This window comes from Caulobacter rhizosphaerae, assembly GCF_010977555.1.
GTDB classification, from domain to species: Bacteria; Pseudomonadota; Alphaproteobacteria; order Caulobacterales; family Caulobacteraceae; genus Caulobacter; species Caulobacter rhizosphaerae.
In genome coordinates, this window is record NZ_CP048815.1 from 3,341,426 (window position 1) to 3,367,632 (window position 26,207).

At 69.0% G+C, this 26,207-nt stretch carries 20 protein-coding genes; 11 read left to right on the forward strand and 9 right to left on the reverse strand.

Going from position 1 to position 26,207, the window contains the following annotated elements:
- Positions 1-5: 5 nt before the first annotated feature.
- Positions 6-398 (forward strand): response regulator transcription factor, encoded by a 393-nt coding sequence (locus G3M57_RS15275; protein WP_163231517.1) that lies wholly within the window; start codon positions 6-8, stop codon positions 396-398.
- Between the two features lie 174 nt (positions 399-572).
- On the opposite strand, the gene G3M57_RS15280 is transcribed toward G3M57_RS15275, so the two are convergent.
- Complete coding sequence (locus tag G3M57_RS15280; RefSeq protein ID WP_056755463.1) at positions 573-1,472, reverse strand: LysR family transcriptional regulator; 900 nt, start codon at positions 1,470-1,472, stop codon at positions 573-575.
- Positions 1,473-1,585: 113 nt separating this feature from the next.
- Here G3M57_RS15280 and G3M57_RS15285 point away from each other — a divergent pair, with 113 nt between their 5' ends.
- A complete protein-coding gene (locus G3M57_RS15285) occupies positions 1,586-1,978 on the forward strand; it encodes a RidA family protein (RefSeq protein ID WP_056755461.1) in 393 nt (130 codons plus the stop codon).
- Between the two features lie 172 nt (positions 1,979-2,150).
- On the opposite strand, the gene G3M57_RS15290 is transcribed toward G3M57_RS15285, so the two are convergent.
- Complete coding sequence (locus G3M57_RS15290) at positions 2,151-2,882, reverse strand: FadR/GntR family transcriptional regulator (RefSeq protein ID WP_056755458.1); 732 nt, start codon at positions 2,880-2,882, stop codon at positions 2,151-2,153.
- A 194-nt stretch (positions 2,883-3,076) separates the two neighbouring features.
- On the opposite strand from G3M57_RS15290, the gene G3M57_RS15295 reads away from it, so the two are divergent.
- From G3M57_RS15295 to G3M57_RS15335, 9 genes are all read left to right on the forward strand, one after another.
- Positions 3,077-4,234, forward strand: a complete 1,158-nt coding sequence (locus tag G3M57_RS15295; protein WP_163231519.1) for a mandelate racemase/muconate lactonizing enzyme family protein — start codon at positions 3,077-3,079, stop codon at positions 4,232-4,234.
- Positions 4,235-4,267: 33 nt separating this feature from the next.
- Entirely contained in the window at positions 4,268-5,218 is a 951-nt protein-coding gene (locus G3M57_RS15300) for an aldo/keto reductase (RefSeq protein ID WP_163231521.1), read from the forward strand.
- Positions 5,215-6,096: an amidohydrolase family protein gene (locus G3M57_RS15305; RefSeq protein ID WP_163231523.1), complete on the forward strand. Its 882-nt coding sequence runs from the start codon at positions 5,215-5,217 to the stop codon at positions 6,094-6,096. Before G3M57_RS15300 ends, G3M57_RS15305 begins: the two co-directional genes overlap by 4 nt.
- Positions 6,093-7,352 carry an MFS transporter gene (locus G3M57_RS15310; protein WP_163231525.1) on the forward strand — a complete coding sequence of 420 codons (1,260 nt, stop codon included), beginning with the start codon at positions 6,093-6,095 and terminating at the stop codon, positions 7,350-7,352. Before G3M57_RS15305 ends, G3M57_RS15310 begins: the two co-directional genes overlap by 4 nt.
- A 111-nt stretch (positions 7,353-7,463) precedes the next feature.
- Positions 7,464-10,187 (forward strand): TonB-dependent receptor, encoded by a 2,724-nt coding sequence (locus tag G3M57_RS15315; protein ID WP_230983798.1) that lies wholly within the window; start codon positions 7,464-7,466, stop codon positions 10,185-10,187.
- 140 nt (positions 10,188-10,327) lie between these two features.
- Positions 10,328-11,056, forward strand: coding sequence for an SDR family oxidoreductase (locus G3M57_RS15320; RefSeq protein WP_163233743.1), 729 nt, complete (start codon positions 10,328-10,330; stop codon positions 11,054-11,056).
- Between the two features lie 21 nt (positions 11,057-11,077).
- The gene (locus G3M57_RS15325) at positions 11,078-11,920 is read left to right on the forward strand and encodes a fumarylacetoacetate hydrolase family protein (protein WP_056755440.1); all 843 of its coding nucleotides are present in this window, start codon (positions 11,078-11,080) and stop codon (positions 11,918-11,920) included.
- A 73-nt stretch (positions 11,921-11,993) separates the two neighbouring features.
- Positions 11,994-14,030, forward strand: coding sequence for a DUF1565 domain-containing protein (locus G3M57_RS15330; protein ID WP_163231527.1), 2,037 nt, complete (start codon positions 11,994-11,996; stop codon positions 14,028-14,030).
- Positions 14,027-17,251, forward strand: coding sequence for an alpha-L-rhamnosidase (locus G3M57_RS15335; RefSeq protein ID WP_230983797.1), 3,225 nt, complete (start codon positions 14,027-14,029; stop codon positions 17,249-17,251). The genes G3M57_RS15330 and G3M57_RS15335 overlap by 4 nt, the downstream gene beginning before the upstream one ends.
- A 202-nt stretch (positions 17,252-17,453) precedes the next feature.
- On the opposite strand, the gene G3M57_RS15340 is transcribed toward G3M57_RS15335, so the two are convergent.
- From G3M57_RS15340 to G3M57_RS15370, 7 genes are all read right to left on the reverse strand, one after another.
- Positions 17,454-19,541: a glycoside hydrolase family 2 protein gene (locus G3M57_RS15340; RefSeq protein ID WP_163231530.1), complete on the reverse strand. Its 2,088-nt coding sequence runs from the start codon at positions 19,539-19,541 to the stop codon at positions 17,454-17,456.
- Positions 19,542-19,574: 33 nt separating this feature from the next.
- Positions 19,575-21,206, reverse strand: a complete 1,632-nt coding sequence (locus tag G3M57_RS15345) for a rhamnogalacturonidase (RefSeq protein WP_208789606.1) — start codon at positions 21,204-21,206, stop codon at positions 19,575-19,577.
- Positions 21,207-21,287: 81 nt separating this feature from the next.
- Positions 21,288-22,244, reverse strand: a complete 957-nt coding sequence (locus G3M57_RS15350; protein ID WP_056755430.1) for a 2-hydroxyacid dehydrogenase — start codon at positions 22,242-22,244, stop codon at positions 21,288-21,290.
- A 66-nt stretch (positions 22,245-22,310) separates the two neighbouring features.
- On the reverse strand, positions 22,311-23,087 hold the full coding sequence (locus tag G3M57_RS15355) for an enoyl-CoA hydratase/isomerase family protein (RefSeq protein ID WP_163231531.1): 777 nt from the start codon (positions 23,085-23,087) through the stop codon (positions 22,311-22,313).
- A gap of 10 nt (positions 23,088-23,097) precedes the next feature.
- The gene (locus tag G3M57_RS15360) at positions 23,098-24,234 is read right to left on the reverse strand and encodes an extracellular solute-binding protein (RefSeq protein ID WP_163231533.1); all 1,137 of its coding nucleotides are present in this window, start codon (positions 24,232-24,234) and stop codon (positions 23,098-23,100) included.
- Entirely contained in the window at positions 24,231-25,418 is a 1,188-nt protein-coding gene (locus G3M57_RS15365; RefSeq protein ID WP_056755419.1) for a CaiB/BaiF CoA transferase family protein, read from the reverse strand. The genes G3M57_RS15360 and G3M57_RS15365 overlap by 4 nt, the downstream gene beginning before the upstream one ends.
- A gap of 23 nt (positions 25,419-25,441) precedes the next feature.
- Positions 25,442-26,206, reverse strand: a complete 765-nt coding sequence (locus tag G3M57_RS15370) for an SDR family NAD(P)-dependent oxidoreductase (RefSeq protein WP_056755416.1) — start codon at positions 26,204-26,206, stop codon at positions 25,442-25,444.
- Position 26,207 lies beyond the last annotated feature (1 nt).

The following is a 26,207-nucleotide window of genomic DNA, read 5'->3' on the forward strand; positions in this document are numbered from 1 at the left end:
GTCGGTTGTCCACAGCGCCTCTCTTCGCGGTCGTCGACGACGACGTGGCCATGCGGGAAGCCTTGGCCGAGTTGCTGGAAGTCTTCGATTTCGATTGCCGTACCTATGAAGGAAGCGAGAGCTTCTGGGCCGACCACGCGCCTGGCCGGTTCGCGGGCCTGATCACCGACCTGAACCTGGTGGGGGAAAGCGGACTTCAGCTGCAGCAACGCCTGCGGCTGCTCGATCCCGCGCTGCCCGTGATCATCATCACGGCGCAGTCCGATCCCGCCACGCGCGCTCGGGTCATGGCCTCGGGGCCGATGGCCTGTCTGACCAAACCGATCGACGCCCAGGCGCTTCGCCGCCACCTGGACGACGCCCTGGCTCGCCACGCGGCGTCTCGCGACGCCGAATAGCCGCCGCACCGGGGTCTCGATGGAGCCGACGGACCCCGCCGCCCCTCCTCCCAGCCTCGCGGCGGCGCCCGCGACCTTCGGCCCGTTGAGGGCTCGGTTCCGTCTGACGTAAGGCTGGCGCGTCGCGCCGAGCGTTTTGAGCTTCGCCACCGCACCCTGCACGCCAAGGGGTGGTCAGCCGCCCTTGCCGACTTCGCGAACCACCTCCAGGAACGCCCGCAAGGCCAGGGGCGGCGCCCGATGCCCCGGATAATAGACCGCCACCGCTTCCGTCGCGGGGAGCCAGGACGCCAGGACTTCGCGCACCTGTCCCGCCGCCAGCGCCGCGGTCGCCGCCGGCTCGGCGACATAGGCCACGCCCAGCCCCTTGACGGCGGCCTCGACCATCAGGTCCTCGTCGTCGAGGACGATCGATCCTGCCGTGTCGATCGTCATGACCTGCCCGTCGCGTTCGAACTCCCAGCGGTAAAGCCGACCGCTCGGCAGGCGATGACCGATGCAGCGATGCGCCCCGAGGTCGTCGGGCGTGGTCGGTACGCCGGCGCGGTCAAGATAGGCGGGCGAGGCGACGCACAGGAACCGTAGCGGACGCGTCAGCGGAACGGCGATCATGTCGCGCGGGATCGACTCGACCAGCCGCACCCCGGCGTCGAATCCGCCCGCCACGATGTCGATCAGCGCTCCCTCGACGACAAGGTCCACGATCACGTCGGGATGGCGTTGCGACAGGAGCGGAAGGACGTCCCGGACGATCAGCGCCGCCGCCACGCGCGGCGCGTTGATGCGCACCACACCCGCCACGCCGCCGCGGAACGCCGCCACGCTCTCCAGAGCTTCGTCCAGCGAGGCGAGCGCCGGCTGCAGGCGGGCCAGCAACTGGAAACCGGCCTCGGTCGGCGAAACGCTGCGGGTCGTGCGGTTGAGCAGACGCATGCCCATGCGCGCCTCCAGGGCCCGCATCGTATGGCTCAAGGTGGACGGCGCCACCCCCAGCTCATCCGCCGCGCGACGGAAGCTCCGATGCGTGGCGACCACCACGAAGGCCGTCAGATCGTTGAGCGAGGGACGCGACATTGATGGTCTTTTTGCATCAGGTCATGCGCATTTCAAAGTCTTATCGAGCAATCGCTCGACCCTTATCTCGCGGATCGGCGGTTCTTCCGCCCAGCCCAGGAAAGGAACGAGACATGACCAAGCCCGAGGCCATCTTCCCCGCCGACCGTCACGCCCTCTACGCGGTTCACCAATACTCGGCCGCGATCCGCTCCGGGGATCTGCTCTTTGTTTCCGGACAGGTCGGAAGCCGCGCGGACGGCTCGCCGGAACCCGTTTTCGAGGATCAGGTCCGCCAGGCGTTCGCCAATCTCCGGGCGGTCCTGGCCGCCGCGGGCTGCGATCTCCGCGATGTGGTGGACGTCACCACCTTCCACACCGATCCGCAGGCGCAGATCGAGACGGTGCTGGCGGTTCGCGCCGAAGAGATCGGCGATCCGCCCTACCCCAACTGGACGGCCGTCGGCGTGACCTGGCTTGCCGGCTTCGATTTCGAGATCAAGGTCATCGCCCGCATTCCGCGGTGATGGGACTATATGCGCCGTCGTCCTCTTCCGGCGGCGCATCCGGAGACGGGGAGTTTCCAATCGTCGAATCCGGGGACCGTGCCGGGCCGATCATCGACCTTGGGACGCCTTCAGGGAGAAAAGGTTCGCGTCAGGTGCGGGTTGATCCTCGCTCCGATTTCCGCGCCCTCGATCAGGTTTCGACGGGGCGGCGCTTGCGCCAGGAGGTCTCGATGTGCTCGCGCATCGCCCGCGCCGCGCCCTCGGAATCGCCGGCCACGATGGCCTCGTAGACGCGCTTGTGCGCGTCGTGGGTGGCCCGGACGTGGTCGACGTCCAGCCGGCCGCTGTAGCTGTAGGTCTTCACCGCCTTGCCCTGGATGCTGTCGATGATCGCCTTGCTCAGGCGATCGCCGGACATCCGCATGATGATGTCGTGGAACAGCACGTCCTCGTGGACATAGGCCGCCGGCGTGTCGATCAGCCCCTCGAGCTTCTCGATCTGCCGGCCCAGCTGCGCGGCGGCTTCCGGGGTGATGTTGCGGGCGGCCTTGCCAGCCATGCTCGCCTCGAGCGAGGCCCGGATTTCAGACAGGTTGTCCAGATAACTCAGCCCGTCCTCGCGCCGGAAAAGCGCGCTGAGGATCATCGGGTCCAGCAGGTTCCAGGACGACGGGTCCTGGATGATCGTGCCCCGCCCCTGCTGAGACACCACCAGGCCCTTCTCCGTCAGGGCCGTCGTCGCCTCGCGCACCACCGTGCGGCTGACCTCGTACATGTCGCACAGGACGTTTTCCGGCGGCAGGGCCGAGCCTGGCGGGTAGAGTTCGGTGACGATCGCGTTGACCAGGTCCTCGACCACCGCGACGGCCAGCCGGGGGCGACGCGCGGCCCTCGGGCCCGGGACGTTCGTCGAAGCTGTCATGACCACGCTTATCTCGCTGTCCCGGCGTCCTGTCGGAAACCCGTATCGTATCACAATACGAGATTCGAGGCGCCCTGTGTCCCCTCGTGAGTTCGCGGCACGTTCTCAGTCAAGGGTTGCAATGCCTAAATTCATCATACATATTATGTGACCAAAAGCGTCGGCGCCCGCAGTTGGCGCGAAGAGACCTGGTCATGAAGATTACCGGCTACCGCAGCCTGACGACGATCCACGATTGGGGGCGGCCCGTGGGGGACGTGAACGGCGTGGTCGAGGCCGGGATCACGGAAACGCCGATCCTGCTGCTCGAGACCGATGGCGGCCTGACGGGGGTGGGCCTGGGACAGCACGCCGACATCGATCGCGTCTTCCCCGCCGTCGAGGGCGAGGACCCGCGTGCGGTCACCGCCCTGTACGACCGCATGCTGGCCCATGTGTTCAAAAGCGGCCACGCCGGCGCGACCTATGGGGCCGTCGCCGCCGTGGACATGGCGCTGTGGGACCTGAAGGCCAAGATGGCCGACGAGCCGCTGTGGCGCACGCTGGGCGCGCGCAGCCGCTTCGTTCCCGGCTACGCCTCGGGCCTGTGCTACGGCCTGGAGGACGAGGCGTTCCAGGCGCACTACGCCCTGTGGGCCGAGCGGGGCTTCACGGGAGCGAAGATCAAGGGCGGCCGCGACGTCACGCGCGACATCCGTCGCCTGACGATGGCGCGCGACCTCCTTCGCCGCAACGCCGAACGCCCTGCCCTGATGCTGGATGTCAACGAATGCTGGAGCCGCAAGCAGGCCGTGCGCCACGTCACCGAGATCGAAGCCCGCATCGACCTGACCTGGATCGAGGAGCCGCTGCGCCGCTGGGACGCTGAAGGCCACGCCATCGTCAGCCGGGCGGTGAAGGCCGCCGTCGCGACCGGCGAAAACCTGACCGGCCTCGACCAGTTCACGCCCCTGCTTGAGGCCCGCGCCGTCGACGTCGTCCAGGCCGGCAGCGTCTGGGGCGTCACCCATTTCAACCGCGTCGCGCTGGCGGCGCACGCGCACAACCTGCCGGTCTCGCCGGTCGGCTACGACGCCAATCCCATCGCCCACGCCGCGGCGGCGGCGCCGAACATGGTAGGCATCGAGATCCAGGACTTCGGCTTCCCGCTCGGCCTTGACGTCGACCAGCAGATCATGGACGGCGGTCTGGTCCTGGGCGATCGACCCGGCCTGGGGATCGAGGTGGACGAGGCGGCCATCGCCGCCAACCGGCTGAACGGAACCTGGTCCAGGCCAGGAGGACCCCACGTCCGGCCAAGGCACGCGGGGTTGGGGCTGGTGCCCAACGGCCGCGCCGACGCCGAACGATAGGCCGGGGCGGGGCGCGATCGAGGAACCGACCGGATGATCAGCAACAGGCTCGGCGCGGACGGCCCCCTTGTTTCGGTCCTGGCCCTGGGCGGCGCCGCGCTGGGCGGCGTCTATGACGAAGTCTCCCAAACCCAGGCGGACGCTGTGGTGGCCGCGGCCCTGGACGCCGGGGTCAATCTGATCGACGTGGCCCCCTACTACGGCGCGACGCGGGCCGAGACTGTGCTTGGCGCGGCGCTGCGTGGGGTCGCGCGAGACGACGTCGTGCTGATGACCAAGGTCGGGCGCCAGGGCGACAAGTCCTGGGACTTCACCCGCGACGCCGTTCTGCGCAGCCTGGACGAAAGCCGCGCGCGGCTGGGCGTCGACCGCATCGACGTTTTGCAATGCCACGACATCGAATATGGCGACCGCCGCCAATTGCTGGACGGAGCCCTGCCAGCCCTGCGCGACCTCAGGACCCAGGGCGTGGTCGGCCGGATCGGCGTCACCGGCTACGACCTGGACCTGCTGGAAACGATCGCCCTGACCGAGGGGATCGACACGGTGATGGCCTACTGCACCTACACCCTGCAGGACCAGCGCCTGGCGCCGGTCGCGCGGCGGCTGGCCGAGCGGGGCGTGGCCGTGTTCAACGCCTCGCCCCTGGGCATGGGCCTGCTCACGGTCCAAGGACCGCCCGACTGGCACCCCGCCCATGATCGGGTGCGGGACGCGGCGATGGAGGCGGCGCGGCGTTGCCGGACGCTGGGCGGGGACCTGTCGTTCGTCGCCTTGCAGTTCGCCCTGCAGACCGCGAGCGAGGCCGGCGTGGTCTCGACCATCGTAGGCATGTCGCAGACGGAGATCCTGCGCCGGAACATCTCCGCCCTGACCACCCCGATCGATCCCGAGATCCTGGCCGCCGCCCGGTCCGCCCTCGCGCCGGTGGAGAACCTCGGCTGGGACCTGCTGCCGGGCGGCGGCGGCAAGGCGGGCGCATGATCGACGCCCATCTGCACCTGTGGGATCCCGAGCGGCTGGACTACGGCTGGCTGAGCCACGTTCCCGCCATCGCCGGCTTGCATGGCCCGGAAGAATGGGCGGCGGCGGGACCCGGCGTGCGCCACGCGGTCTTCGTCCAGGCCGACTGCGCGCCCGCCCAGGCGCTGGACGAGGTCGACTGGATCGCCGGCCTGGCGCATCCCCACCTGGAGATCCTCGGCATCGTCGCCTTCGCGCCGCTTGAGCTGGGCGAGGCGGTCGCGTCGCATCTCGACGCCTTGCGTCAGCGCCCGAAGGTGCGCGGCATGCGGCGCTCGGTTCAGAACGAGCCGGACAGTTTCATCACCGATCCCCGGCACGTCGAGGGCCTCGTCGCCGCCGCCCGCCACGGCCTGACGATCGACCTCTGCGCCCGCGACCGCCAGTTGCCGCTGCTGATCGAGGTGCTCGGGAGACTGTTCGAGCGCCAGCCCGACGCCCGCGTGGTGCTCGACCATCTGGGCAAGCCCGACATCGCCGCCCACGCCGGCGACATCGACGGCGCCGGCTGGGCCGACAGCCTGCGGGTCCTGGCCGGCTTTCCGAACCTGTCGGCGAAGATCTCGGGCCTCACGACCCAGGACCGCTGGTCCGGCGGTCGGGACGAGACCTTGCGCCCCTACATTGACCATGCCCTGGCCTGCTTCGGCCCCGAGCGCCTGATGTTCGGCGGCGACTGGCCGGTCGTCGACCTGGCCGGCGGCTACGCCCGCTGGCGTGCGATCTTCCAAGCGACGACAGCCGCCCTCCCCTCGCCCGACCGGCGCCGGATCGAGTCCGGAACCGCGACCGCCTTCTACGCCCTGGCGCCGGAGCGCCCGCAGGAACTGCTCTCATGACGATCGACACCGCCGCTCCCGTCGCAACACCGGCCGGCGCCGGACGCCTGCGCCTGCAGTTGTCGCTGATGGTCAACTTCTTCCTGCTGATGGCGCTCTACAGCGGCGTGCTGGGCGTGCTGCTGCCCAACCAGATCGCCGCCCTGAACCCCGCCGAGAAGGCCAACAACCTGGCCCTGATGTTCGCCGTGACCTCGGTGTTCTCAACCCTGACCACCCCGATCGCCGGCGCCTTGTCTGACCGCACCCGCACGCGCTGGGGCCGGCGCTCGCCGTGGATCGCGATCGCCTCGCTGATCGGGTCGCTTTGCCTGTTCGGCGTCTCGTGGATGACCAGCCTCTGGTCGCTGATGGTCCTGTGGGTCATGGCGGCGGTCGCCTACAATTCGATGCAGCCGGCGATGACGACGGTGATCGCCGACCGGTTCCCGCCGCACACGCGCGGCGTGGTCTCGGGCGTCGTCGGCGCGGGCATGACCGCCGGCCTGACCGCGGGGACCGTGGTCGCCGGCTACCTGGCCGGGGCGCGGGTGCTGGCCTATGGGCTGTTCGCGGCGGCGATCGCCGTCTCGTGCCTGGCCTTCGTGCTGATCAATCGCGAGGACTCCAGCGCCGACTTCCCCGCACGCCCCTTCTCCTGGAAGGCCTTCGCCGCCAGCTTCTGGATCAGCCCCAGGGACCATCCGGACTTCGCCTGGGCCTTCGCCGGACGCTTCACGGTCTATATGGGCTACCAGGCGGTGGCGGCCTATCTGCTGTACATCCTGCGCGACTATATCGGCCTGTCGGACGCCCGCTCCAACCTCGCCATCGCGAACCTGGCGATCCTGACCCTGGTCTGCCTGATCGTCTCGTCCCTGGCCTCGGGCTTCCTGTCCGACCGCCTGCAGCGGCGCAAGCCTTTCGTCGTGGCGTCTAGCCTGATCATGGGCTGCGCCATGGTGGCGCCGCTGATCCTGCCGACCATGACGGGGATGTGGATCTACGCCGGCGCGATCGGCGTCGGCTACGGCATGTTCATGTCGATCGACATGGCCCTGATGACCCAGGTGCTGCCCAAGACCGCGGTCGGCGACGAGGGCAAGGACCTGGGCGTGCTGACCACGGCGGTGAACATCCCGCAGATCATCAGCCCGGTCATGGCGGCCGTGCTCCTGCACCTGTTCGACAACAACTACGCGGCCATCTTCGTCGCCGCGATCCTGTTCGTCTTCAGCTCGGCCTTTCTGGTCGCCCCGATCAGGTCGGTGCGCTGACCCAAGATTCATAAGATGTATGATGATAATTTGACATACATCCTGCCGGCGACTAACGTCGGGACAAGGCCGGTAAACCGGCCACCGGGGTAGAAACGACAGGATCCGAGGATGTCCACCAAGACCACTATGCTGGCCGCCACCGCGCTGGGGCTGATCGGGGCCTGGGCGCTTCCCACCTGGGCCGTGGCGCAGGACGCCCCGCCCGCTTCGGCGCCGAACGCCGACGCCGTGGAGGAAGTCGTGGTCACCGGCATTCGCGCCAGCCAGCAGCAGTCGATCGACATCAAGCGCCAAGCCGTCGGGGTGGTCGATTCCATCGCCTCGGAAGACCTGGGCAAGCTGCCCGACCAGAACGTGGCCGAGTCGCTGCAGCGCGTCGCCGGCGTGACCATCGAGCGCAACCGGGGCGAAGGCCGCTACGTGTCGGTGCGCGGCTTCGGCCCCAAGTTCAACGCCGTCACCGTCAACGGCCGCACCCTGGCCACCGACAACAACGGCCGCGAATTCTCGTTCGACGTCCTGCCGTCCGAGATCATCGCCGGCGCGGACGTCTACAAGTCGCCGCAGGCCAACATCAACGGCGCCTCGATCGGCGCGACCATCGACGTGCGCACCCTGCGCCCGCTGGAACAGCGCAAGCCCTTTAGCTTGGCCGGTTCCGTCGGCTCGACCTGGGCCGAGCTGCGCGACACCAACAATCCCGAGGCTTCGGGCGTGGTTAGCTGGCGCAACGCGGATCGCACCCTGGGCGCGGCCCTGTCGGTCTCCTATTCGAAACAGAAGGTGCGCGACGACGAGTTCACGATCGGCGCGGGCCACGTGCACCGCTCGAGCACGGACTCCTACTACAATCTGGCCGGCGTTCCCGGCGGCCGCATCGGCCCGGGCGTCGCGCCGTTCAGCAACGTCTCGATGCCATCGAACCTGTCGCCGTTCTTCTTCGAGCGCGACAAGAAGATGACCGGCCTGAACGGCGTCGTGCAGTACAAGCCGACCGATCGCCTGACAGTCAGCCTGGACGCCCTCTACGCCAAGGCCGACATCATCGAGCAACAGACCGGCCTGGCCTACGACTTCGCCGGCGGCACGCTGGTCGAGCAGGTCGTGCAGGGCGGCGAGGCGGTCTACCAGCGCTACCAGGGCGGCTTCGTCGACCAGATCATCCAGTACGACCACCGCAAGGTCACGACCGACCAGCTGGGCCTGAACGTCAAGTGGCAGGCCACCGACGACCTGACCGTCTCGTTCGACGCCTCGACCTCGAAAGCCGAACGCCGCGGCAAGGAGGACAACGACTTCACCACCATCCGGCGCAAGAATGTCGACACCTGGTTCGACCGCCGCGGCGGCGATCCGATGTATTCGTACGGCTTCACCAGCCCGAACTACGCCAACGCCGCGACCAATCCGCAGGGCGTGACCGCCCACTACTACATCTGGGGCGGCGGGTCGGACGTCGATGACGAGATCGAGGAATACAAGGTCGACGCCGCCTGGAAGCCGCCGGGCGCCGTCTCGGTCAGCGCCGGCTTCTCGGCCCAGAACCGCACCAAGACCATCACCTCCAACGAGATGCCGTTCGGCGAGCAGTGCGCCTATTGCGACTCCAACCAGCTGCTGCCCACGTCGTTGTTCCAGCCGACGAACCGCAATTTCTTCAATGGCCAGTACGGCGACAAGATCCTCCACGACTGGCTGATCTACGATCCCCGAGCGCTGATCCTGCAGGTCAAGGAGTACGCCACCCGCGACGGCAAGGCGTTCAACCAGGCCGTCTACTCCCCGTCGGGCTCGTCGGTGGTCGATGAGAAGGTGCTGCTGGGCTACCTGATGACCGACATTAAGACGGACCTGGGCTCGATGCCCCTGGCCATCAACCTGGGCGTCCGGATCGAGGACACCGACTACACCTCGTCGGGCGCCTCGCGGACGGTGACCAGCGCCAAGCCGAACGGCGCCGGCCAGAACATCATCACCGTCTCGCCTGTGGTCCCCGTCAGCTTCGACGGCCACTACACCGACATCCTGCCGTCGGTGAACGCCCGCCTGAACCTGACCGACGACCTGATCCTGCGCCTGGCCGCCTCGCGCGTGATGACCCGGCCGACCCTGTCGGACCTGTCGCCGCGCCAGTCCATCCAGACCAACCCCGGCAATGAGACGATCAAGCGTGGCAACCCCGACCTGCAGCCATTCCGCGCCACCCAGATCGAGGGCGGCCTGGAATGGTACTTCGACGACCTGTCGCTGCTGTCGTTCGCGGCCTTCTACAAGAACATCGACTCGTTCGTGACCCTGGTCACCACGCCCCAGAAGGTCGATCAGGTGACCTTCCAGGTCACCGTGCCCGACAATGGTGACGGCGCGGTGGTGAAGGGCTTCGAGCTGGGCTACCGCCAGGTGTTCGGCCGCCTGCCCGCGCCGGTCGACGGCCTGGGCGTGCAGACCAGCTTCACCTACGCGGAGTCCAACGCCAACTACACCAACACCGTCGCCAACGTGTCGTACGGGCTGGAGGGCCTGTCGAAGTACTCCTACAGCCTCGTCGGCTTCTACGAGAAGGGCCCCGTCCAGGCGCGCGTGGCCTATACCTGGCGCGACAAGTTCCTGCAGGTCGCCTCGGGCCGTAATGGCGAGCCGGAATATTTCGACAGCTACGGCCAGTTGGACGTCGGGGCGTCCTACAACGTCACCGATCACTTCACGGTGTTCATCGACGGCCTGAACCTGACCGACGAGGAAGAGTTCATCTATTCGGTCACGCCCGACCGGACCAAGGAGTTCCGCACCACCGGCCGGCGCGTCGCTGGCGGGGTCCGCGTGCGCTTCTAGATCCCCTTCCCTCCTGCCGATCAAGGCCGCCGCACCACGCTCGTCGTGGTGCGGTTTTTCTTTTGGGGCGTAGCGGCGGACGCCCTTGACGCCTAAGGCCGAGGCCGGTAGCAAACATAATACGTCTTATGTTTAGGTGGATTATGAGGCTCGCGGGCAAGACAGCGCTGGTGACGGCGGCGGCGCAGGGCATCGGCCGGGCGACGGCGGAGGCGTTCAGGCGCGAAGGCGCGAGCGTGATCGCCGCCGATATCCGCATCGAACCCCTGGCCGACGCCGAAGACCTGATCGTGCGCCGGCTGGACGTCACCGACCGCGAGGCCATCCGGGTGATCGCCGAGGAGTTCCCGCAGGTGGACGTGCTCTATAACTGCGCCGGCTTCGTCCACGCCGGCACGATCCTCGACTGCGACGAGGACGACTGGGCCTTCTCCAACGCCCTGAACGTCACCGCCCAGTACCGGATGATCCGCGCCTTCCTGCCGGGCATGATCCGGGGCGGCGGCGGATCGATCATCAACATGTCCTCGATCGCCTCGTCGATCAAAGGCGTGCCCAACCGCTTCGCCTACGGCGCGACCAAGGCGGCGGTGATCGGCCTGACCAAGGCCGTGGCCGCCGACTTCGTGGGCCGGGGCGTGCGCTGCAACGCCATCTGTCCCGGCACGGTCGAGACCCCGTCCCTGCTGCAACGCCTGCGCGACACCGGCGACTTCGACAAGGCCTATGCCGAGTTCACCGCCCGCCAGGCCATGGGGCGCTTCGGCCGCGTGGAGGAGCTGGCGGCCCTGGCGGTCTACCTGGCTTCGGACGAGTCCGCCTTTACAACGGGTACCGCTAACGTCATCGACGGCGGCTGGGTCAACTAGACCACGTCAAGAGGATATCCCATGAAACTGCTCCGCTTCGGCACGGCCGGCCAGGAACGGCCCGGCGCTCTCGACACCCAGGGCCGGGTGCGCGACCTCAGCGGCGTGGTGGCCGATATCGACGGCGCGACCCTGTCCGACGAGGCCCTGGCCAAACTGCGCGCCGTGGATCTGGACGCCCTGCCCCTGGCGCCGGCGGACGTCCGCTACGGCCCCTGCGTGGGCAAGGTCGGCAAGTTCCTGTGCATCGGCCTGAACTACGCCGACCACGCCGCCGAATCCGGACTGCCCATCCCCGAGGAGCCGGTGCTGTTCACCAAGGCCACCTCGGCGATCGTCGGTCCCAACGACACGGTGCTGAAGCCGCGCGGCTCGACCAAGCTGGATTGGGAGGTCGAGCTGGGCGTCGTCATCGGCAAGACCGCTTCCTATGTCGAGGAAGCGGACGCCGAGGCCCACATCGCTGGCTATTGCGTGATCAACGACGTCTCCGAGCGCGCCTTCCAGCTGGAGCGGGGCGGCACCTGGGATAAGGGCAAGGGCTGCGACACCTTCGGCCCGATCGGCCCCTGGCTGGTGACGCGCGACGAGGTCGCCGACCCGGCGAACCTGAAGATGTGGCTGAAGGTCAATGGCAAGACGTTCCAGGACGGCTCGACCGCCACGATGATCTTCAAGCCGGCCTTCATCGTCGCCTACCTGTCGCGGTTCATGACCCTGCAGCCTGGCGACGTCATCTCGACCGGCACCCCGCCCGGCGTCGGCCTGGGACAGCGGCCGGAGGTCTATCTGGACGTCGGCGACGTGATGGAGCTGGGCATCGAGGGGCTGGGCCAGCAACGGCAGGTCGTCGCCCAGGCCTGAGTTTCGCGGCGAAGGCCACCGAAGGAGCCGGCCAGAGAGCCGGCTCGTGACAAAATGCATTGGGGAGTTCGTGATGGTCAAAGCCTTCGTCATCCGCGGCGCCGCGGCCATCACGATCTCGACCTTCGCGCTCGTCTGGACCGCCACAGCCATGGCGGCCCAAACGGCGGTAATCCTGCATGTCTCTCCCCAGGGCGACGACCGCAATCCCGGCAGCGCCAGCCGCCCGGTCCGCACCCTGACCCGCGCCCAGGCCCTGGTGCGGGCCAGCAATCTCAAGGCCGACGTGACGGTCGAGATCGCCCCCGGCGCGTATCGGCTGGACAGTCCCCTGGTCTTCACCGCCGCCGACGGCGGCCAGGACGGCCATCGCGTGACCTGGCGCGGCGCGGCCGGGGCTCGCCCGCTGATCTCGGGCGGCTTCGACGTCACCGGCTTCAAGCCGTTCGACGAGAAGCGCCGCCTCTATGTCGCCGACATTCCCAAGGGCCTGGACACCCGCCAGGTCTGGGTCGACGACACGCTGGCTGAACGTCCCTGGCTGGAGATCAAGCCGTCGGACGTCCGGTTCAACGCCACCGGCTTCGAGATCGTCAATCCGGACCTGGCCTTCCTGTCGACCCTAAAGCATCCGGAGCGGCTGGAGGTCGAGGCGACGGGGTTCTTCACCGATCGCATCTCGCCCGTGGCCGCGATCGACGGCGCGCGGGTGACGATGCGCCAACCCGCCTGGGACAATAACACCTGGGGCTACGACACCCTCTCCAAGCCGATCTTCCCCGAGGATTCGCGCCTGTTCCTGGTCAACGCTCCCGAGCTGATCGGCAAGACCAACGATTGGCACGCCAAGCCCTACCAGTGGTTCGTCGATCCCGACGCCGGCAAGCTCTACCTGCGCATCGCCGAGGACGAGGACATCCGCAAGCTTCGCGTCACGGTCCCGGCCTTGCCCGTCCTGGCCTCGATCAGCGGTACGCCGCAGGCGCCGGTGCGCAACCTGACCTTCCAAGGTCTGCGCTTTTCGTACACGTCATGGATGGGACCGTCGGAGCCGACCGGCTACGCCAACCAGCAGAGCGGGGCCTTCTTGAAGGATCCCTCGCCGATCCGCCCGGCCGACGCCTGGGCCAAATGCGGCTGGGGCTGTCCCGAGTTCGAGTCGATGCGGCAGAAATGGAGCCAGATCCCCGCCGCGGTCCAGGTGGCGGCGGCGCGCGAAATCGTCTTCCAGGACAACCAGTTCTCGCAACTGGGCCAGGTCGCCCTGGGCGTTGGCAACGACCCCAACGCCAACCTCAGCGGCGCAGGCCTGGCCACGCGCGGCGTGCGCGTCCGCCGCAACCTGTTCGCCGTGCTGTCCGGCGGGGCCATCATGGCCGGCGGCGTGCGCGAGGACGCCCACCATCCCTCCACCTCGGATCTGATCAACACCGACCTGGAGATCGCCGACAACACCGTCGCCACCGTCAGCCAGGACTACAAGGACAACGCCGCCATCCTGACCACCTATGTCGACGGCGCCCGCATCCTGCACAACGAGATCTCGGACGCGCCCTATGACGGCGTCGCGGTCGGCTGGGGCTGGGGCTACAACGACGCCGGCGGCAACCCGAACTACGACGAGAACCAGAAGGGCTACCTGCACAACACCCGCTACACGACGCCGACGACGCTGCGGAACACGCTGGTCGAAGGCAACCGGATCCACGGGGTGAAGACCTGGTACATGGACGGCGGCGCCATCTACAACCTCTCGGCCAATCCCGGCGCGGTGATCCGCGGCAACCACGTCTTCGACATCGGCGACCGGATCGGCGTCTATCTGGACGAGGGCTCCAAGCACTTCCGGGTGACCGGCAACGTCATCGACACCCAGGGCAAGTGGCTGAACGTCAACACCGCCGGCAAGATGTACCGACGCAGGATCTCGACTGACAACGTCGCGACCGGCAATTGGCACAGCTCGCCGCGCACGGGCGGCCGCTGGCTGGCCGAGATCGGCAATGTCGCCGAGAACAACCTGCTGGTCGCGACCCGTGACTGGCCAGCCGAGGCGAGAATCGTGATCGACAAGGCTGGACCACGCCCCGAGACAGAGGCCCCCCGATGAGCGTTTCCCGCCGTGGATTGATGATGGGCGCGGGACTGGCCGGTGTCGCGGCCTCGGCCCCGACGCTGGCGGCCCAGGCGCTGCAGACCCCGGGCCTGGAGGTCGTCGACCTGAAGGCCGGCTCCATGACCGCGCCGCTGGGCGTCGACGACCAGGCCGTGCGGCTGTCCTGGCGCCTGGTCAGCCCCAATCCTGACGTCCGCCAGACCCGCTACGAGATCCAGGCCGCCAGTACGCGCGCCCTGCTCGAGGCCGGAACCCCCGACCTGTGGCATGCCGGCGAGGTGCTGACCGACCAGAGCATGGACGTCTCCTGGCTGGGCATCCCGCTGAAGTCGCGCCAGATCGTCTGGTGGCGCGTCCTGGTGCGCGACAACAAGGGTCGCCGCGCCACCAGCGCCGTGGCCAGCTTCGAAACCGGCCTGCTGGAGCCGGCCGACTGGCGCGCCAAGTGGATCGCCGCCGAGACCGAGTTGGCCCGCGCCGACCGCCAGGCCGGCCTGCTGTGGATGCGCGGCGACCGACCGGCCGACCGCTCCGCCCGCTCGTTCCGCCTGGCCTTCGACCTGCCGGCCGCCGCGACCGTGACCCTGTTCTCGATCGCCAACGCCGAGTCCGAGCTCTGGCTGGACGGCCAGCCCGTCCAGCGGCCGCCGCACTCGCCCATCGCCTACGGCGTCGCGCCGATCGCCGAGACGCGCCACACCCTCGCCGCCGGCCGCCATGTGATCGCCGTCCGCGTCAGGGACCCCTCGGGCTTCAACGAGCCCAAGCTGCACGAGATCGCCACCGCTGTGATGGTCCGCGCCGACCTGGCCGGCGGCAAGGTGCTGCGCCTGACCTCGCGCGGCATGAAGACGGCCCTGCACGCACCCGACAGCTGGACGGCTCCCGACTTCGACGACGCCCGCTGGGCGCCGGCCGAGGTCTCCAAGACCCAGACCCAGGCCTGGCCGGGCTACGGCGCATTCCTGCTGCGCAAGGCCTTCGCGGTCGACCGGCCGGTGGCCCGCGCCCGTCTCTACGCCACGGCCCTGGGGGCCTACGAGGCCCAGATCAACGGCCGGCGGGTCGGCGACGCCCTGCTGACGCCGGAGAGCACCGACTTCCGCAAGACCGCGCTCTATCGCGCCTATGACGTCACCGACCTGCTGGTCCCCGGCCACAACGCCATCGGGGCGATGGTCGGCGACGGCTGGTACGGCAGCTACGTCGCTCCCGCCGGCCGCTACGCGTTCGGCGACGCGCCCCTGCGCTTCCTGGGGCAGCTGGAGATCACCTATGCCGATGGGACGCGCGAGACGATCGTCAGCGACGAGTCCTGGCGCCTGGCCCCGGCTCCGGTGACCCGGGGGGAAATCTACTATGGCGAAGACTATGACGCGCGGCTGGAACAGGCCGGCTGGTCGACCGCGAGCTTCGACGCCGCCGCCTGGCGCGCGGTCGACATCGCCCCCACCCCGCCCTGCGCCCTCAAGGCCCAGATCAGCCCGCCGATCCGAAGGATCCAGACGCTGCGGGCCGTGTCCGTCACGGCGGTCGGCTCGCGCCATGTCTTCGACTTCGGCCAGAACTTCGCCGGCTGGGCGCGACTGAAGGTGCGCGGCCGCGCTGGCCAGGTGGTGACCTTGCGCTTCGCCGAGGTGCTGGCCGCAGACGGCCGCGCCGACCAGTCCAACCTGCGCGCCGCCCGGGCGGCCCTGGTCTACACCCTCAAGGGCGATCCGGCCGGCGAGACCTACGAGCCGCGCTTCACCTATTTCGGCTTCCGCTATGTCGAGGTCGAGGGTCTGGCCGAAGCCCTGGGCCAAGCGCCGAGCGCCGACGACGTCGAGGGCGTCGTCGTCTCCTCGAACCTGGCCGAGACCGGCCACCTGCGCATCGCCAATCCGGTGATCCAGCAGCTGTGGCGCAACAGCCTGTGGAGCCAGAGGTCCAACTTCTTCGGCCTGCCCACCGATTGCCCCCAGCGCGACGAGCGGCTGGGCTGGACCGGCGACGCCAACGTCTTCTGGGACGCCGCGGCCTTCAACATGGACGTGGCGGCCTTCACCGAGCGGTTCGGCCGGGACATCCGCGACGCCCAGGGATCGCGCGGCGAATTCCCGGACTATGCGCCGGCCGGCTGGGCGGACCTGGGCCTGGGCGCGTCGCCCGGCTGGGCCGACGCCGGCGTCATCCTGCCCTGGACCGTCTGGAAGCGCTACAACGACACGGCGATCGTCGACCAGAACTGGGCGGCGATGACCCGCTACCTGGCCTTCATTCTCAAGAACAATCCCGACCTGATCTGGCGCAAGGAACGCGGTTACGACTTCGGCGACTGGGTGGCTCTCGACGCCAAGAGCCCTGGCGACGAGACCACGCCCAAGGCGCTGATCGGCACCGCCATGTGGAAACGGTCGGTCGAGGCGATGGCCGAGATGGCGACGGGTTCCGGCCGTCGGCCCGACGCGGTCCGCTACCGCGATCTGGCCGCCCGCATCACCGACGCCTTCCAGCGCGAATTCATCCGGCCCGACGGCTCGATGGGTAACGGCTCGCAGGCCGGCTATATCCTGGCCCTGCGCTTCGGACTGGTTCCCGAAGGTCTGCGCGCCGCCGCCACCGGCCACCTGGTCGCCGACATCCGTCGGCGCGGCACGCTGCTGTCGACCGGCTTCCTGGGCACGCCGTTCAGCCTCGACGCCCTGGCCGACAACGACCAGCAGGCCCTGGTCTACGATCTGCTGCTGCGGACCGATTTCCCGTCCTGGGGCTACATGATCCGCAAGAACGCCACGACCATCTGGGAGCGATGGAACGGCGACGTCGGCGACGTGTCGATGAACTCCTACAACCACTACGCCCTTGGCGCGGTGACCGGCTTCATCTTCCGCCGCGTGGCCGGGATCGAGCCGATCCGGCCGGGCTTCCTGTTGTTCCGCTTCGATCCCGTGCTGGACCCGCGCGTGCCCCAGGGCGGCGGCGACTATGACAGCGTGCTAGGCCGGATCAGCACCGACTGGGCCTTGAAGCCGGACGGCGGTTTCGGACTGCATCTGGTGGCCCCCGCCAACAGCCGGGCCGAGGTCCATATCCCCGCCCGCGCCCCCGACGCGGTGCGTGTCAACGGCGTTCCCGCGGCCCAGGCCGCCGGCGTGACGGTGAAGGGCATGGAGCGCGGCCGGCTGGTGCTGGAGATCGGCTCGGGCGACCACCGCTTCGAGGCGCGGGCCTAGGGCTTAGTCCGGTCTCAGGGGCTGGGGACATGCTCTCACGGCAGGGAGGCGCAAATCGAACCCCGAGCTTGGGGTGAGTGCGTGTCCCCAATTCCAGCTATCGCCTTGGAAGCAAGTCAGCGGATCGGTTGGGGACACGCACTCACGGCCAGCCCTCTGCACTCCGGCCAACACGGGGCGTAAGAGCATGTCTCCGGCCCGCTCAGGGTCGCGTCCGATACGTCCACTGCACGCTGTCGCTCAGCGCCTTCCCTTCGACCTCGGCCGCCGCCTCGACCAGGTTCTCGCCCTCCGCCAGATCGATCTCCCATAGCGCGACATGGTCCTGGACCGGCACGGTGGTCCAGTCGCCGCCGTTCAGGCGCAGCCGCACCGACGGCTGGTTGGAATAGGCCTTCACCTTCACGTGCTTGGTCCGCTTGTTAACGTCGCGGCGGCTGGCGAGGTGCAGCATCGGGACCTCCGACCAGTTGGCCTGGTACCAGTAGTAGGCGTCCTTGCGCGTCAGCCGGTCCTCAGTGACCAACCCCTTGTCGTTGATGGCCGGCCGGTCGCCCTCGTTGCGCTTGAACGACGGGAAGTCGAAGCCGACCCAGATGAAGTTGGACCACAGGAACGGCCGCTGGCGCAGCTCGCGCCAGTGGGTCTCGTGGAAGACCGTCTGCCATTGCTCGGGATGCCAGTAACCGTCGGCGACCGGGCGGCGCAGCACGGGGTCCTCCTGGTGCAGGATGCTGGCCCCGGCCCCGTACTCGCTGACCCCGATCGGCCGCTTCGGCAGACGGGCGTGCAGGTCGTCGGCCCAGGGGCCGATGTCCTTGGCCTCGGTCCAGTACCAGCCGAAATAGCGGTTGTAGGAGACCGTATCGCTGTGCTGGGCGATCGGGTCGTCGTCCTTCAAGCAGCAATGGGCGTAGGTCGTGGGCCGCGTCGGATCCATGGCCTTGGCCGTCGATTGCAGCGCGGCCAGCAGCCGGTTGGCCGCCTCGCCCGAGGTCCGCAGCTCGTTGCCGATGCCCCACAGGGCGACCGACGGATGGTTGACGTTCTGGGCGATCAGCTCGCGCATCTGCTGCACCAGGTTGTCGCGGAACGCGTCGGACGGGTCCAGGTCGTCGATCAGCGGCACTTCGGTGGTCAGAAGGATGCCCAGCCGGTCGGCCTGGTCATAGACCCGCTGCGGATGCTGCATGTGGGCCAGCCGCAGGGCGGTGACGCCCATCTCGGCCATGATCCGCATGTCCTCGTCCATCTCGGCGTCGCTGACGACCGGCCCCTTGCCGAAGCGGGTCGGCAGTTGGATGTTCGCGCCGTAGAGGGCGTAGGGCTTGCCGTTCAGCAGGAAGCGCCCCTCCCCGTCCAGGCCCACCGTGCGCACGCCCAGCGGGACCTCGGCGGTGTCGACCAGCTTGCCCTGGACCCGCACCTCGCTGCGCAGGCGGTAGAGATAGGGCGAGCGCCGTCCCTCCCACAGCCGGGGCTTCTTCAGGACCAGGGTCTGCTCGACCGGCTGGGACTGGCCTGCGGCGATCCGGGCCACTCCACGCGCCTCGACGGTCACCGCGCCGTCCGCATCGAGGATCCGCGTCACCACCTGAACGCTCGCCGCCGTTGCGCGATCGTTGCGGACCAGGACCTTGGCCCCGATCGTCGCCCGGCCCGCCGCCAGGGCCTGGGTGCGGGCATAGACCCCCGGCCCGCTCCAGTCGCCCAGGTCCACGTGGATGTCCGAAGTCTCGACCAGCTTGACCGCGCGATAGAGGCCGCCGAACACGTTGAAGTCGCCGTTCAGCGGCGCGAACCGGGTGTTGCGCGCATTGTCGACCCGTACCGCCAGCAGATTCTTGCCCGGCCGGAGGGCGTCCGTGGCGTCGTAGCGAAAGGCGGCGTAGCCGCCTTCATGCGTCCCCAGCTTCCGGCCGTTCAGAAAGACCTCGGCCTTCAGCGCCGCGCCGTCGAACTGCAGGAAATAGCGCCGGCCGGCGCGCGGCGTATGGTCCAGCGACAGCCGATACCAGGCCGGGCCGCGGTAATAGGCGCCTTCCGGCTCGCCTCGGGCCTTGGCCCCGCCGAGGCCGGAGTCGGCGGCGTTGTAGGTGTGCGGCGTCGACACCGTCGCCCAGCCGGAGTCGTCAAAGGTCGCGGTTTCCGCTCCAGGCACGTCGGCGCGAGCGAAGCGCCAGCCGTCGCGCAGCGGCGTCACTTCGGCGGCCCGGGCCGCGCCGAACGCCCAGAGGGCGAGGCCGAGAACCAGCCACGGTCGCGCCAGCCGTAACGATGGGAACGTCATGAGGTCTCTCCGTCGTGTAGCGCGGGTCGTTGTTCAGGCCAGGCGCTCGACATTGCGGGCGTGGACGTCGCGGCTGCGCGCCGTGCGGACCGCCGCGCGCGGCGCCAGGCTGGACCGTACGCCGTCGATCGTCGCGCCCTGCACGTCGTCCAGCACGATCGCCGGCCGGGCGTCAGGCCTGTCCACCGAAAAGCTGACATCGCGTACGCTCACGTTGCGGGCGTGGCGCACCCACAGGCCGTGGGCCGGGAACGCGCCCATGAAGCTGGGCTCCAGCGACGACTTGGGCCGCTCCTCGATGTCCCGCGCGGCGTCTTGCCGCGAACCGCCGCCGGCCGAGCGCACGTGTATATCCGAGAAGCTGACGTCCTCGATGATCCCGCCGGGCAGGCCGACCACGCCGCTGGCGTAGGGCCCGGGCGCGCCCGAGACGTTGATGTTGGAGAAGCTCACCCGCCGCACCTGGGACGGTCCATTGCCTTCCGGCGCGCGGTTGCGCCCCGACAGGCGCACGAAGATCGGATGGTTGACCGGGTTGCGCAGCAGGATGTTGGAGAAGGTCACGTCCTCCAGCACCCCGCCGTCGATCGCGCCCAGCTGCAGGCCGCGGGTGTTCTCGCAGATGCAGTCCGACACCAGGATGTTGCGGAAACCTGCGACGGAATCGGTGCCCAGCTTGATCCGGCCCAGCACGCCGATGTCGTCCACCGACCTGTAGGGCGAGGGCTGGTAGGTTCCGTCGATCACCGTGCCCAACAGGTAGCCGCTGGTCTTGCAGCCGATCACGCTGACGTCCTCGCAGAAGCGCGGCGCCTTCAGGGCCATGCTGCTCTTCAGCACGATGGCGTCGTCCTTGGGCGCGTTGACCAGGCAGTTGGTGACCTTCACGTCGCGGCAGGCGTCGATGTCGATGCCGTCGCGGTCGGTGTCGACGGTCAGGCCGTCGATACGCACATTGGTCGAGCCCAGCACGTAGCAGGCGAAGTGGCCGCCCTGCAGGATGGTGAAGTCGCGCAGCAAGACGTTGCGACAGCCGGTCAGGCCGATGGCCTTGTTGCCCCGGCCCTCATAGGCCATCTCGCGCGGGATAGCCCGGCGAGCGGCGTCGGGGGTCAGCCCCTGTTCGGCGGGCGACGTCCAGCCGGCCATGCCATGCCAGCGCGGCGTCGGTCCCTCGCGGTCCAGGCCCAGGCCATGGATCAGCCCCTTGCCGATGATGGCGACGTCGTTGACCCCATCGCCATGGATCAGGCTGTTGTGGAAGTGACTGACGCCGTAGTCCTGGTACTGTTCCTCATAGACGTTCTCGGGCAGGTCATAGCGGCCGGCGTGCTTGCGGGGATCGGCCGCCTCGATCACCGAACCGTTCATCAGCACCAGGGTGACGAAGCTTTTCAGCCGGATCGAGAAGCACAGGTAGTGGCCGGCGGGGATCACCACCGTGCCGCCGCCGGCCGCGGAGGCCGCCTCGATGGCGCGGTTGACGGCGCCGGAGTCGATGGCGATCCCGTCACCGACGGCGCCGTAGTCGCGTACGTCGTGGAAGCCCGTCAGCGACCCCGTGGCCCGCACCAGCGACGGGCTGGCCGCCAGGGCCGCGCCCAGCCCAAGCGTCACGAAGCGACGGCTAAACTCCGCCTTCTCGCTGATCGCGCCTTGCGCCATGCGCTCCCTCCCTTCGTTTCGGAGAGCCGCATGTTGTATGACGTATTACTTTAGATCAACCCTCTAGACCCGCCCTCAGGCCTAGGCGACCCGGTCGAGCGGCGGCATGCCGTCGAAGAAGCGATCCAGATTGTCGGCCGCCCGCATGCCCATGGCCGTGCGGGTCTCCAGGGTCGCGCTGCCCAGGTGCGGCAGCAGCACGGTGTTGGGCGCCGCCAGCAGGACCGGATCGACCTTGGGCTCGCCCTGGTAGACGTCCAGGCCGGCGCCGGCGATCGTCCCGTCGGCCAGGGCCTGGGCCAGGTCGGCCTCGGCCACCACCGAACCGCGCGCGGTGTTGATCAGGATCGCCGTCGGCTTCATCCGCGCCAGCAGGGCGGCGTCGACGAGATGGTGGGTCTCGGGACCGCCCGGGGTGTGCAGCGACAGCACGTCGGCCGCCGCCGCGAGGCTCTCCAGCGTCTCGTGATAGGTCGCGCCGTCCTCGTCGTCCGCGCGCCGGCGGCTGTAATAGGCGATCTCCATTCCCAGGGCGGCGCGGGCCCGCCGGGCGGTGGCCCGGGCGATGCGGCCATAGCCGACCAGGCCCAGGGTCTTGCCCGCCAGCGACCGGCCCAGCAGGTGTGTGGGCCGCCAGCCGGTCCACTGGCCGGCCCGCAGCTCGCGTTCGCCCTCCGCCGCCCGGCGGCTGGTCATCAGCATCAGCAGCATCGCCAGTTCGGCGGTGGCGTCGGTCAGCACGTCGGGCGTGTTGGTCACCACCACCCCGGCCGCCCTGGCCGCCGCCAGGTCGATGTGCTCGTAGCCCGCGCCATAGTTGGCGATCATCTTCACCCGCGCATCGGGCGCGGCCAGGACCTCGGCCGTGACGCGATCCGAGACCGTCGGGCAAAGGGCGTCGTAGGCGCTCATCGCCGCGCGCAGTTGCTCGACGCCCATCGGCGCGTCGCCCTCGTTCAGCGTCACGTCATAGCGCTGGCGCAGCCGGGCCTCGACGACGTCAGGCCAGCGGCGGCTGATCAGGATCCTGGGCTTCATGTCCTCTCCGCATCGGTGGTCGGCCCTTCGTAGCCATCCTCGGCCGACGCGAACAGGCGGTTGTGGTCAGCGACGCCGGAACACGGGCGTCCGTTTCTCGGCGAACGCCGCCCGCCCCTCCGCCGCATCCGCCGTGGCGAAACAGATCGTCTGCAGGTCGCGCTCGTACTCGACCGCCTTTTCATAGGGCATGGCGTGGGCCGCCTTGAGGTTCAGCTTGGCGGTCTCGGCGGCGATCGGCGCACGCGAGGCGATGACCTCGGCGACGGCCCGGGCTCGCGTCAGCAACTCGCCGGGCGCGACCACCTCGCTGACCAGTCCCCATTGCCGGCAGGTCTCGGCGTCGATCGTGTCGCCGGTCAGGATCATCAGGGCCGCGTTCGAGGCGCCGATCGAATGGACCAGGCCGGCCGCCATGCCGCCACCGCCGATCCAGCCCAGCTTGATCTCGGGGGCGGCGAACCGGGCGTTGGCCGAGGCGATGCGGATGTCGCAGCTCATCGCCGTCTCCAGCCCGCCGCCGAGGGCATAGCCGTTGATCGCCGCGATCGTCGGCTTGCGGCACAGCCGCACGGCGTCGCAATAGTCCCCGCGGTTCCGGAACTCCCAGGGGGTCTGGTACTGGTCCAGGGTCGAGATGTCCGACCCGGCGCAGAAGGCCTTCTCCCCCGTCCCGGTGATCACCACGCAGCGGATGGTGTCGGAGGCGTCGACCTCTGCGATCGCCGCCTCGACCGCCTTGGCCATAGCCGGCGTCACCGCGTTCAGCTTGTGCGGCCGGTTCAGGGTGATGACGGCGACATGGCCCGTCACCTCGAACAGAAGCTCGTCGTCCTGGCTCATCGCCTGCTCCTCAAGTCTCAGCGCCGGCTGGGCGGTGGCGCACGAACAGCGCCTGCAGGTCGTCCAGCACCCGATCCGCGCCGTCGCCGATGTCGAGACCGGCGCGGACGCGCTGCGACGCCGCCGTCTGGAAGGCGATGGCGCCGTCGTGGCGCGGCCGCAGGCTGGCGCCGTCCAGCGTGGCGTAGGTGCTGGCGTAGAAGTCGCCCCATCGCGCGTTGACGGCCGGATCGCGCCAGGCGGCCTGCAGCGCGGGCTGCCCCTCATGGGCGGGGATGAAGCCGCGCTGCGTCGCATCGGCCATCAGCCAGCGCAGATGGTCCAGCAGTTGTGGCGTCACCGCGCAACGCCGCGACACCCCGATCCCGGTCCCGCCGAGGATCGAGCCCACGGGCCCGTCCGGCGTCACGCGCGGCGCGTCCGCGAAGCCCAGGGCGCCGTCGGGGGCGTAGTTCACATAGCCGTAGACCAGCGGGCAGAGGGCCACATCGTCATGGGCGCTCATGTGCTCCAGCAGGCCGATCGGGTTCAGCGGCCGCAAGGCTGGCGGGCTGTGCGCCGCCAGCCGCGACAGCAGGCTCCAGGCGGCGCGGCCGGCGGCGGGCTCCATGAAGGTTTCGCCGTCCGCCGCCGGCGACGCGCCATGGGCGGCGCAGATCGACTGGAACGTCAAGGCCGCGTGCGGGCCCGACAGCGACAGCACCACGCCGCCGGTCTCCGCCAGCCGCACGACCTCGTCCCACAGCGTCGGCGGCGCGTCGAGCCGATCCTTGCGCCAGGCCATGACCTGGGTCGCGGCGTCCAGCGGCAAAGCCCAGTGGCGACCGGCATAGCGGTAGCTGTCCAGGCAGCGCCCCATGACGGCGGCTTGCCAGGCGGCGATCTCCTCGTCCTCGAACAGGTCCTCCAGCGGGACGAGGCAGTCGGCGGCCACGGCCTCGCCGACATGCGGATGGTCCAGCACGACCAGGTCATACAGGGCGCACTGCTCGCCGATCGGCCGTTCCTCGAAACCTTCAAGCGAATGACGGTCCCAGCTCAGGGCCAGGCCGTCCCGGTCCGGATCCAGCCGGGAGGCGGCGGCCTCCAGCGCTCGATATCCTCGTGGATGGTCCCAGGTCAGGCCGTGATAGCGGGGCGCGGTCATGCCGACCGCACCACGCCGGCGCGGATCAGGGCCTCTATCTGCTCCGCGTCGCGGCCGGTCTCGGCCAGGATCTCGCGGGTGTGCTCCCCGACCAGCGGCGCGCCGCGTTCGATGGTCGACGGCGTCTTGGAGAAGCGGATCGGAAAGCCCGGGGCCTTCACCCGCCCCTCGGTCGGATGGTCGTATTCGACGAAGGTTCCGTTGTGCTGGATCTGCGGATCCTCGACGAGCTCGGCATAGCCGTAGACCGGGCCGCACCAGATGTCGTTCTGGCGGAACAGGGCCAGCCAGTGGGCGCTGGTCCGATGGACCAGTCGCCGACGCACGCAGGCGTAGATTTCGTCGCGATGGATCCAGCTGTCGGTCTCGTCGTCCAGGTCGGCGAAGAACGGCTCGTCGATCAGCCGGCCCAGGGTCTTCAGCGAAGCCATGGCGATCGAGATGTAGCCGTCCTGGGTCTGGAAGACGCCGTAGGGCGCCCGGATATAGCTGTGGGCGTGGGGCTCGGCCGAGCGGGTCTGCGGCTTGCCGCCGATGGTGAAGACCGACAGTTCCTGCATCTGGATGGTGGTGATGGCGTCCAGCATGTTGATCTGGACCAGCTGGCCCTCGCCCGTCCGCTCGCGATGGAACAGCGCCGCCAGAGCGCCCTCGAAGGCGGTGTAGGCGGTGATCGCGTCGACTAGGTACTGGCCGGCCGGCTGCGGCGGCTGGTCAGCCGCCCCCGACGACATCATCGCCCCCGACATGGCCTGCAGCAGCAGGTCTTGCCCCGGATAGTTCCGGTACGGACCGTCCTCGCCATAGCCGGACATCGACACGTAGATCAGCCGCGGATTGATCTTCGACAGGGTCTCGTAGTCGACGCCCAACCGCTGGGCGACACCGGGCCGGTAGTTCTGCAGGAAGACGTCGGCCGTCTTGACCATCTCCAACAGCAGCGCCTTGCCCTCGTCCGTCTTCAGGTCGACGGCCAGGGAGCGCTTGTTGCGGTTCAGCGACAGGAACGAGACGTTGATCTGGTTGCCGCGCGCGCCGCCGGCCGCGACGTGGCGCTGCCACTCGCCGGTGGTCGGCTCGACCTTGATCACGTCGGCGCCCAGGTCGCCCAGGCGCTGGGCGGCGAACGGGCCGGCCATGGCGATGGAACAGTCGAGAACGCGGATTCCGCTCAGTATGCCCATGGAGAAAAGACCTTCCGGCTGGTTCAGCTCATCACCCAGCCGCCGTTCACGTGCAGCGTCTGGCCGGTGATGAAGCCCGCCTCATCGGCGGCGAAGAATGCGATGGCGTGGGCGATGTCGCCGACATGACCCCGGCGCTTGACGGCCTGGCTGTCGAGCACATGACGGGCGTAGCCGTCCGGATCCGGATGGATCTTCTCGGCGTCGGTGGGAAAGGCCCCGGGGGCGATGGCGTTGACGGTGACGCCGTACGGTCCGAACTCCCGCGCCCAGGCGCGGGTCAGGCCGACCAGGGCCCCCTTGGAGGCGACATAGGGCGACAGGTTCGCCCACTGACCCGAGAGGGTGATGCTGGAGATGTTGATGATCCGGCCAAAGCCCCGCTCGCGCATGGCCGGCAGGGCCGCCTGAACGGCGACGATCGCGGCGTCGACATTGACCCGCTGGACCGCCTGGTGGTCCTGGATCGAATAGTCCTCGAACGGACGCGAGGGATAGATGGCGGCGTTGTTGATCACCACGTCGAAGGCGCCGACCTGCTCCAGCAGAGCCTTCAGCACGGTCCGGAAACCATCGAGATCGGACAGATCGGCAAGCGAGACGATGAGGCGCCCCGCCCCGACCCGGGCGGCCTCGGCTTCCAGCGCCGCGACCTTGGCCTGGTCGTTATCGACCGCCACGACGGTCGCGCCACGCCCCATCAGGGCCAGCGTCGTCTGAAGGCCCAGCCCGCCCGCCGCGCCCGTGTAGAGGACGACCCGGCCCTCGAGGTCCTGGGGAAGGGCCATT

Bases quoted from the DNA above. Each gene is read 5' to 3' on its own strand.
- G3M57_RS15280 (WP_056755463.1), bottom strand. From the start codon at position 1,472: ATGTCGCGTCCCTCGCTCAACGATCTGACGGCCTTCGTGGTGGTCGCC.
- G3M57_RS15285 (WP_056755461.1), top strand. From the start codon at position 1,586: ATGACCAAGCCCGAGGCCATCTTCCCCGCCGACCGTCACGCCCTCTAC.
- G3M57_RS15290 (WP_056755458.1), bottom strand. From the start codon at position 2,882: ATGACAGCTTCGACGAACGTCCCGGGCCCGAGGGCCGCGCGTCGCCCC.
- G3M57_RS15295 (WP_163231519.1), top strand. From the start codon at position 3,077: ATGAAGATTACCGGCTACCGCAGCCTGACGACGATCCACGATTGGGGG.
- G3M57_RS15300 (WP_163231521.1), top strand. From the start codon at position 4,268: ATGATCAGCAACAGGCTCGGCGCGGACGGCCCCCTTGTTTCGGTCCTG.
- G3M57_RS15305 (WP_163231523.1), top strand. From the start codon at position 5,215: ATGATCGACGCCCATCTGCACCTGTGGGATCCCGAGCGGCTGGACTAC.
- G3M57_RS15310 (WP_163231525.1), top strand. From the start codon at position 6,093: ATGACGATCGACACCGCCGCTCCCGTCGCAACACCGGCCGGCGCCGGA.
- G3M57_RS15315 (WP_230983798.1), top strand. From the start codon at position 7,464: ATGTCCACCAAGACCACTATGCTGGCCGCCACCGCGCTGGGGCTGATC.
- G3M57_RS15325 (WP_056755440.1), top strand. From the start codon at position 11,078: ATGAAACTGCTCCGCTTCGGCACGGCCGGCCAGGAACGGCCCGGCGCT.
- G3M57_RS15330 (WP_163231527.1), top strand. From the start codon at position 11,994: ATGGTCAAAGCCTTCGTCATCCGCGGCGCCGCGGCCATCACGATCTCG.
- G3M57_RS15335 (WP_230983797.1), top strand. From the start codon at position 14,027: ATGAGCGTTTCCCGCCGTGGATTGATGATGGGCGCGGGACTGGCCGGT.
- G3M57_RS15340 (WP_163231530.1), bottom strand. From the start codon at position 19,541: ATGACGTTCCCATCGTTACGGCTGGCGCGACCGTGGCTGGTTCTCGGC.
- G3M57_RS15345 (WP_208789606.1), bottom strand. From the start codon at position 21,206: ATGGCGCAAGGCGCGATCAGCGAGAAGGCGGAGTTTAGCCGTCGCTTC.
- G3M57_RS15350 (WP_056755430.1), bottom strand. From the start codon at position 22,244: ATGAAGCCCAGGATCCTGATCAGCCGCCGCTGGCCTGACGTCGTCGAG.
- G3M57_RS15355 (WP_163231531.1), bottom strand. From the start codon at position 23,087: ATGAGCCAGGACGACGAGCTTCTGTTCGAGGTGACGGGCCATGTCGCC.
- G3M57_RS15360 (WP_163231533.1), bottom strand. From the start codon at position 24,234: ATGACCGCGCCCCGCTATCACGGCCTGACCTGGGACCATCCACGAGGA.
- G3M57_RS15365 (WP_056755419.1), bottom strand. From the start codon at position 25,418: ATGGGCATACTGAGCGGAATCCGCGTTCTCGACTGTTCCATCGCCATG.
- G3M57_RS15370 (WP_056755416.1), bottom strand. From the start codon at position 26,206: ATGGCCCTTCCCCAGGACCTCGAGGGCCGGGTCGTCCTCTACACGGGC.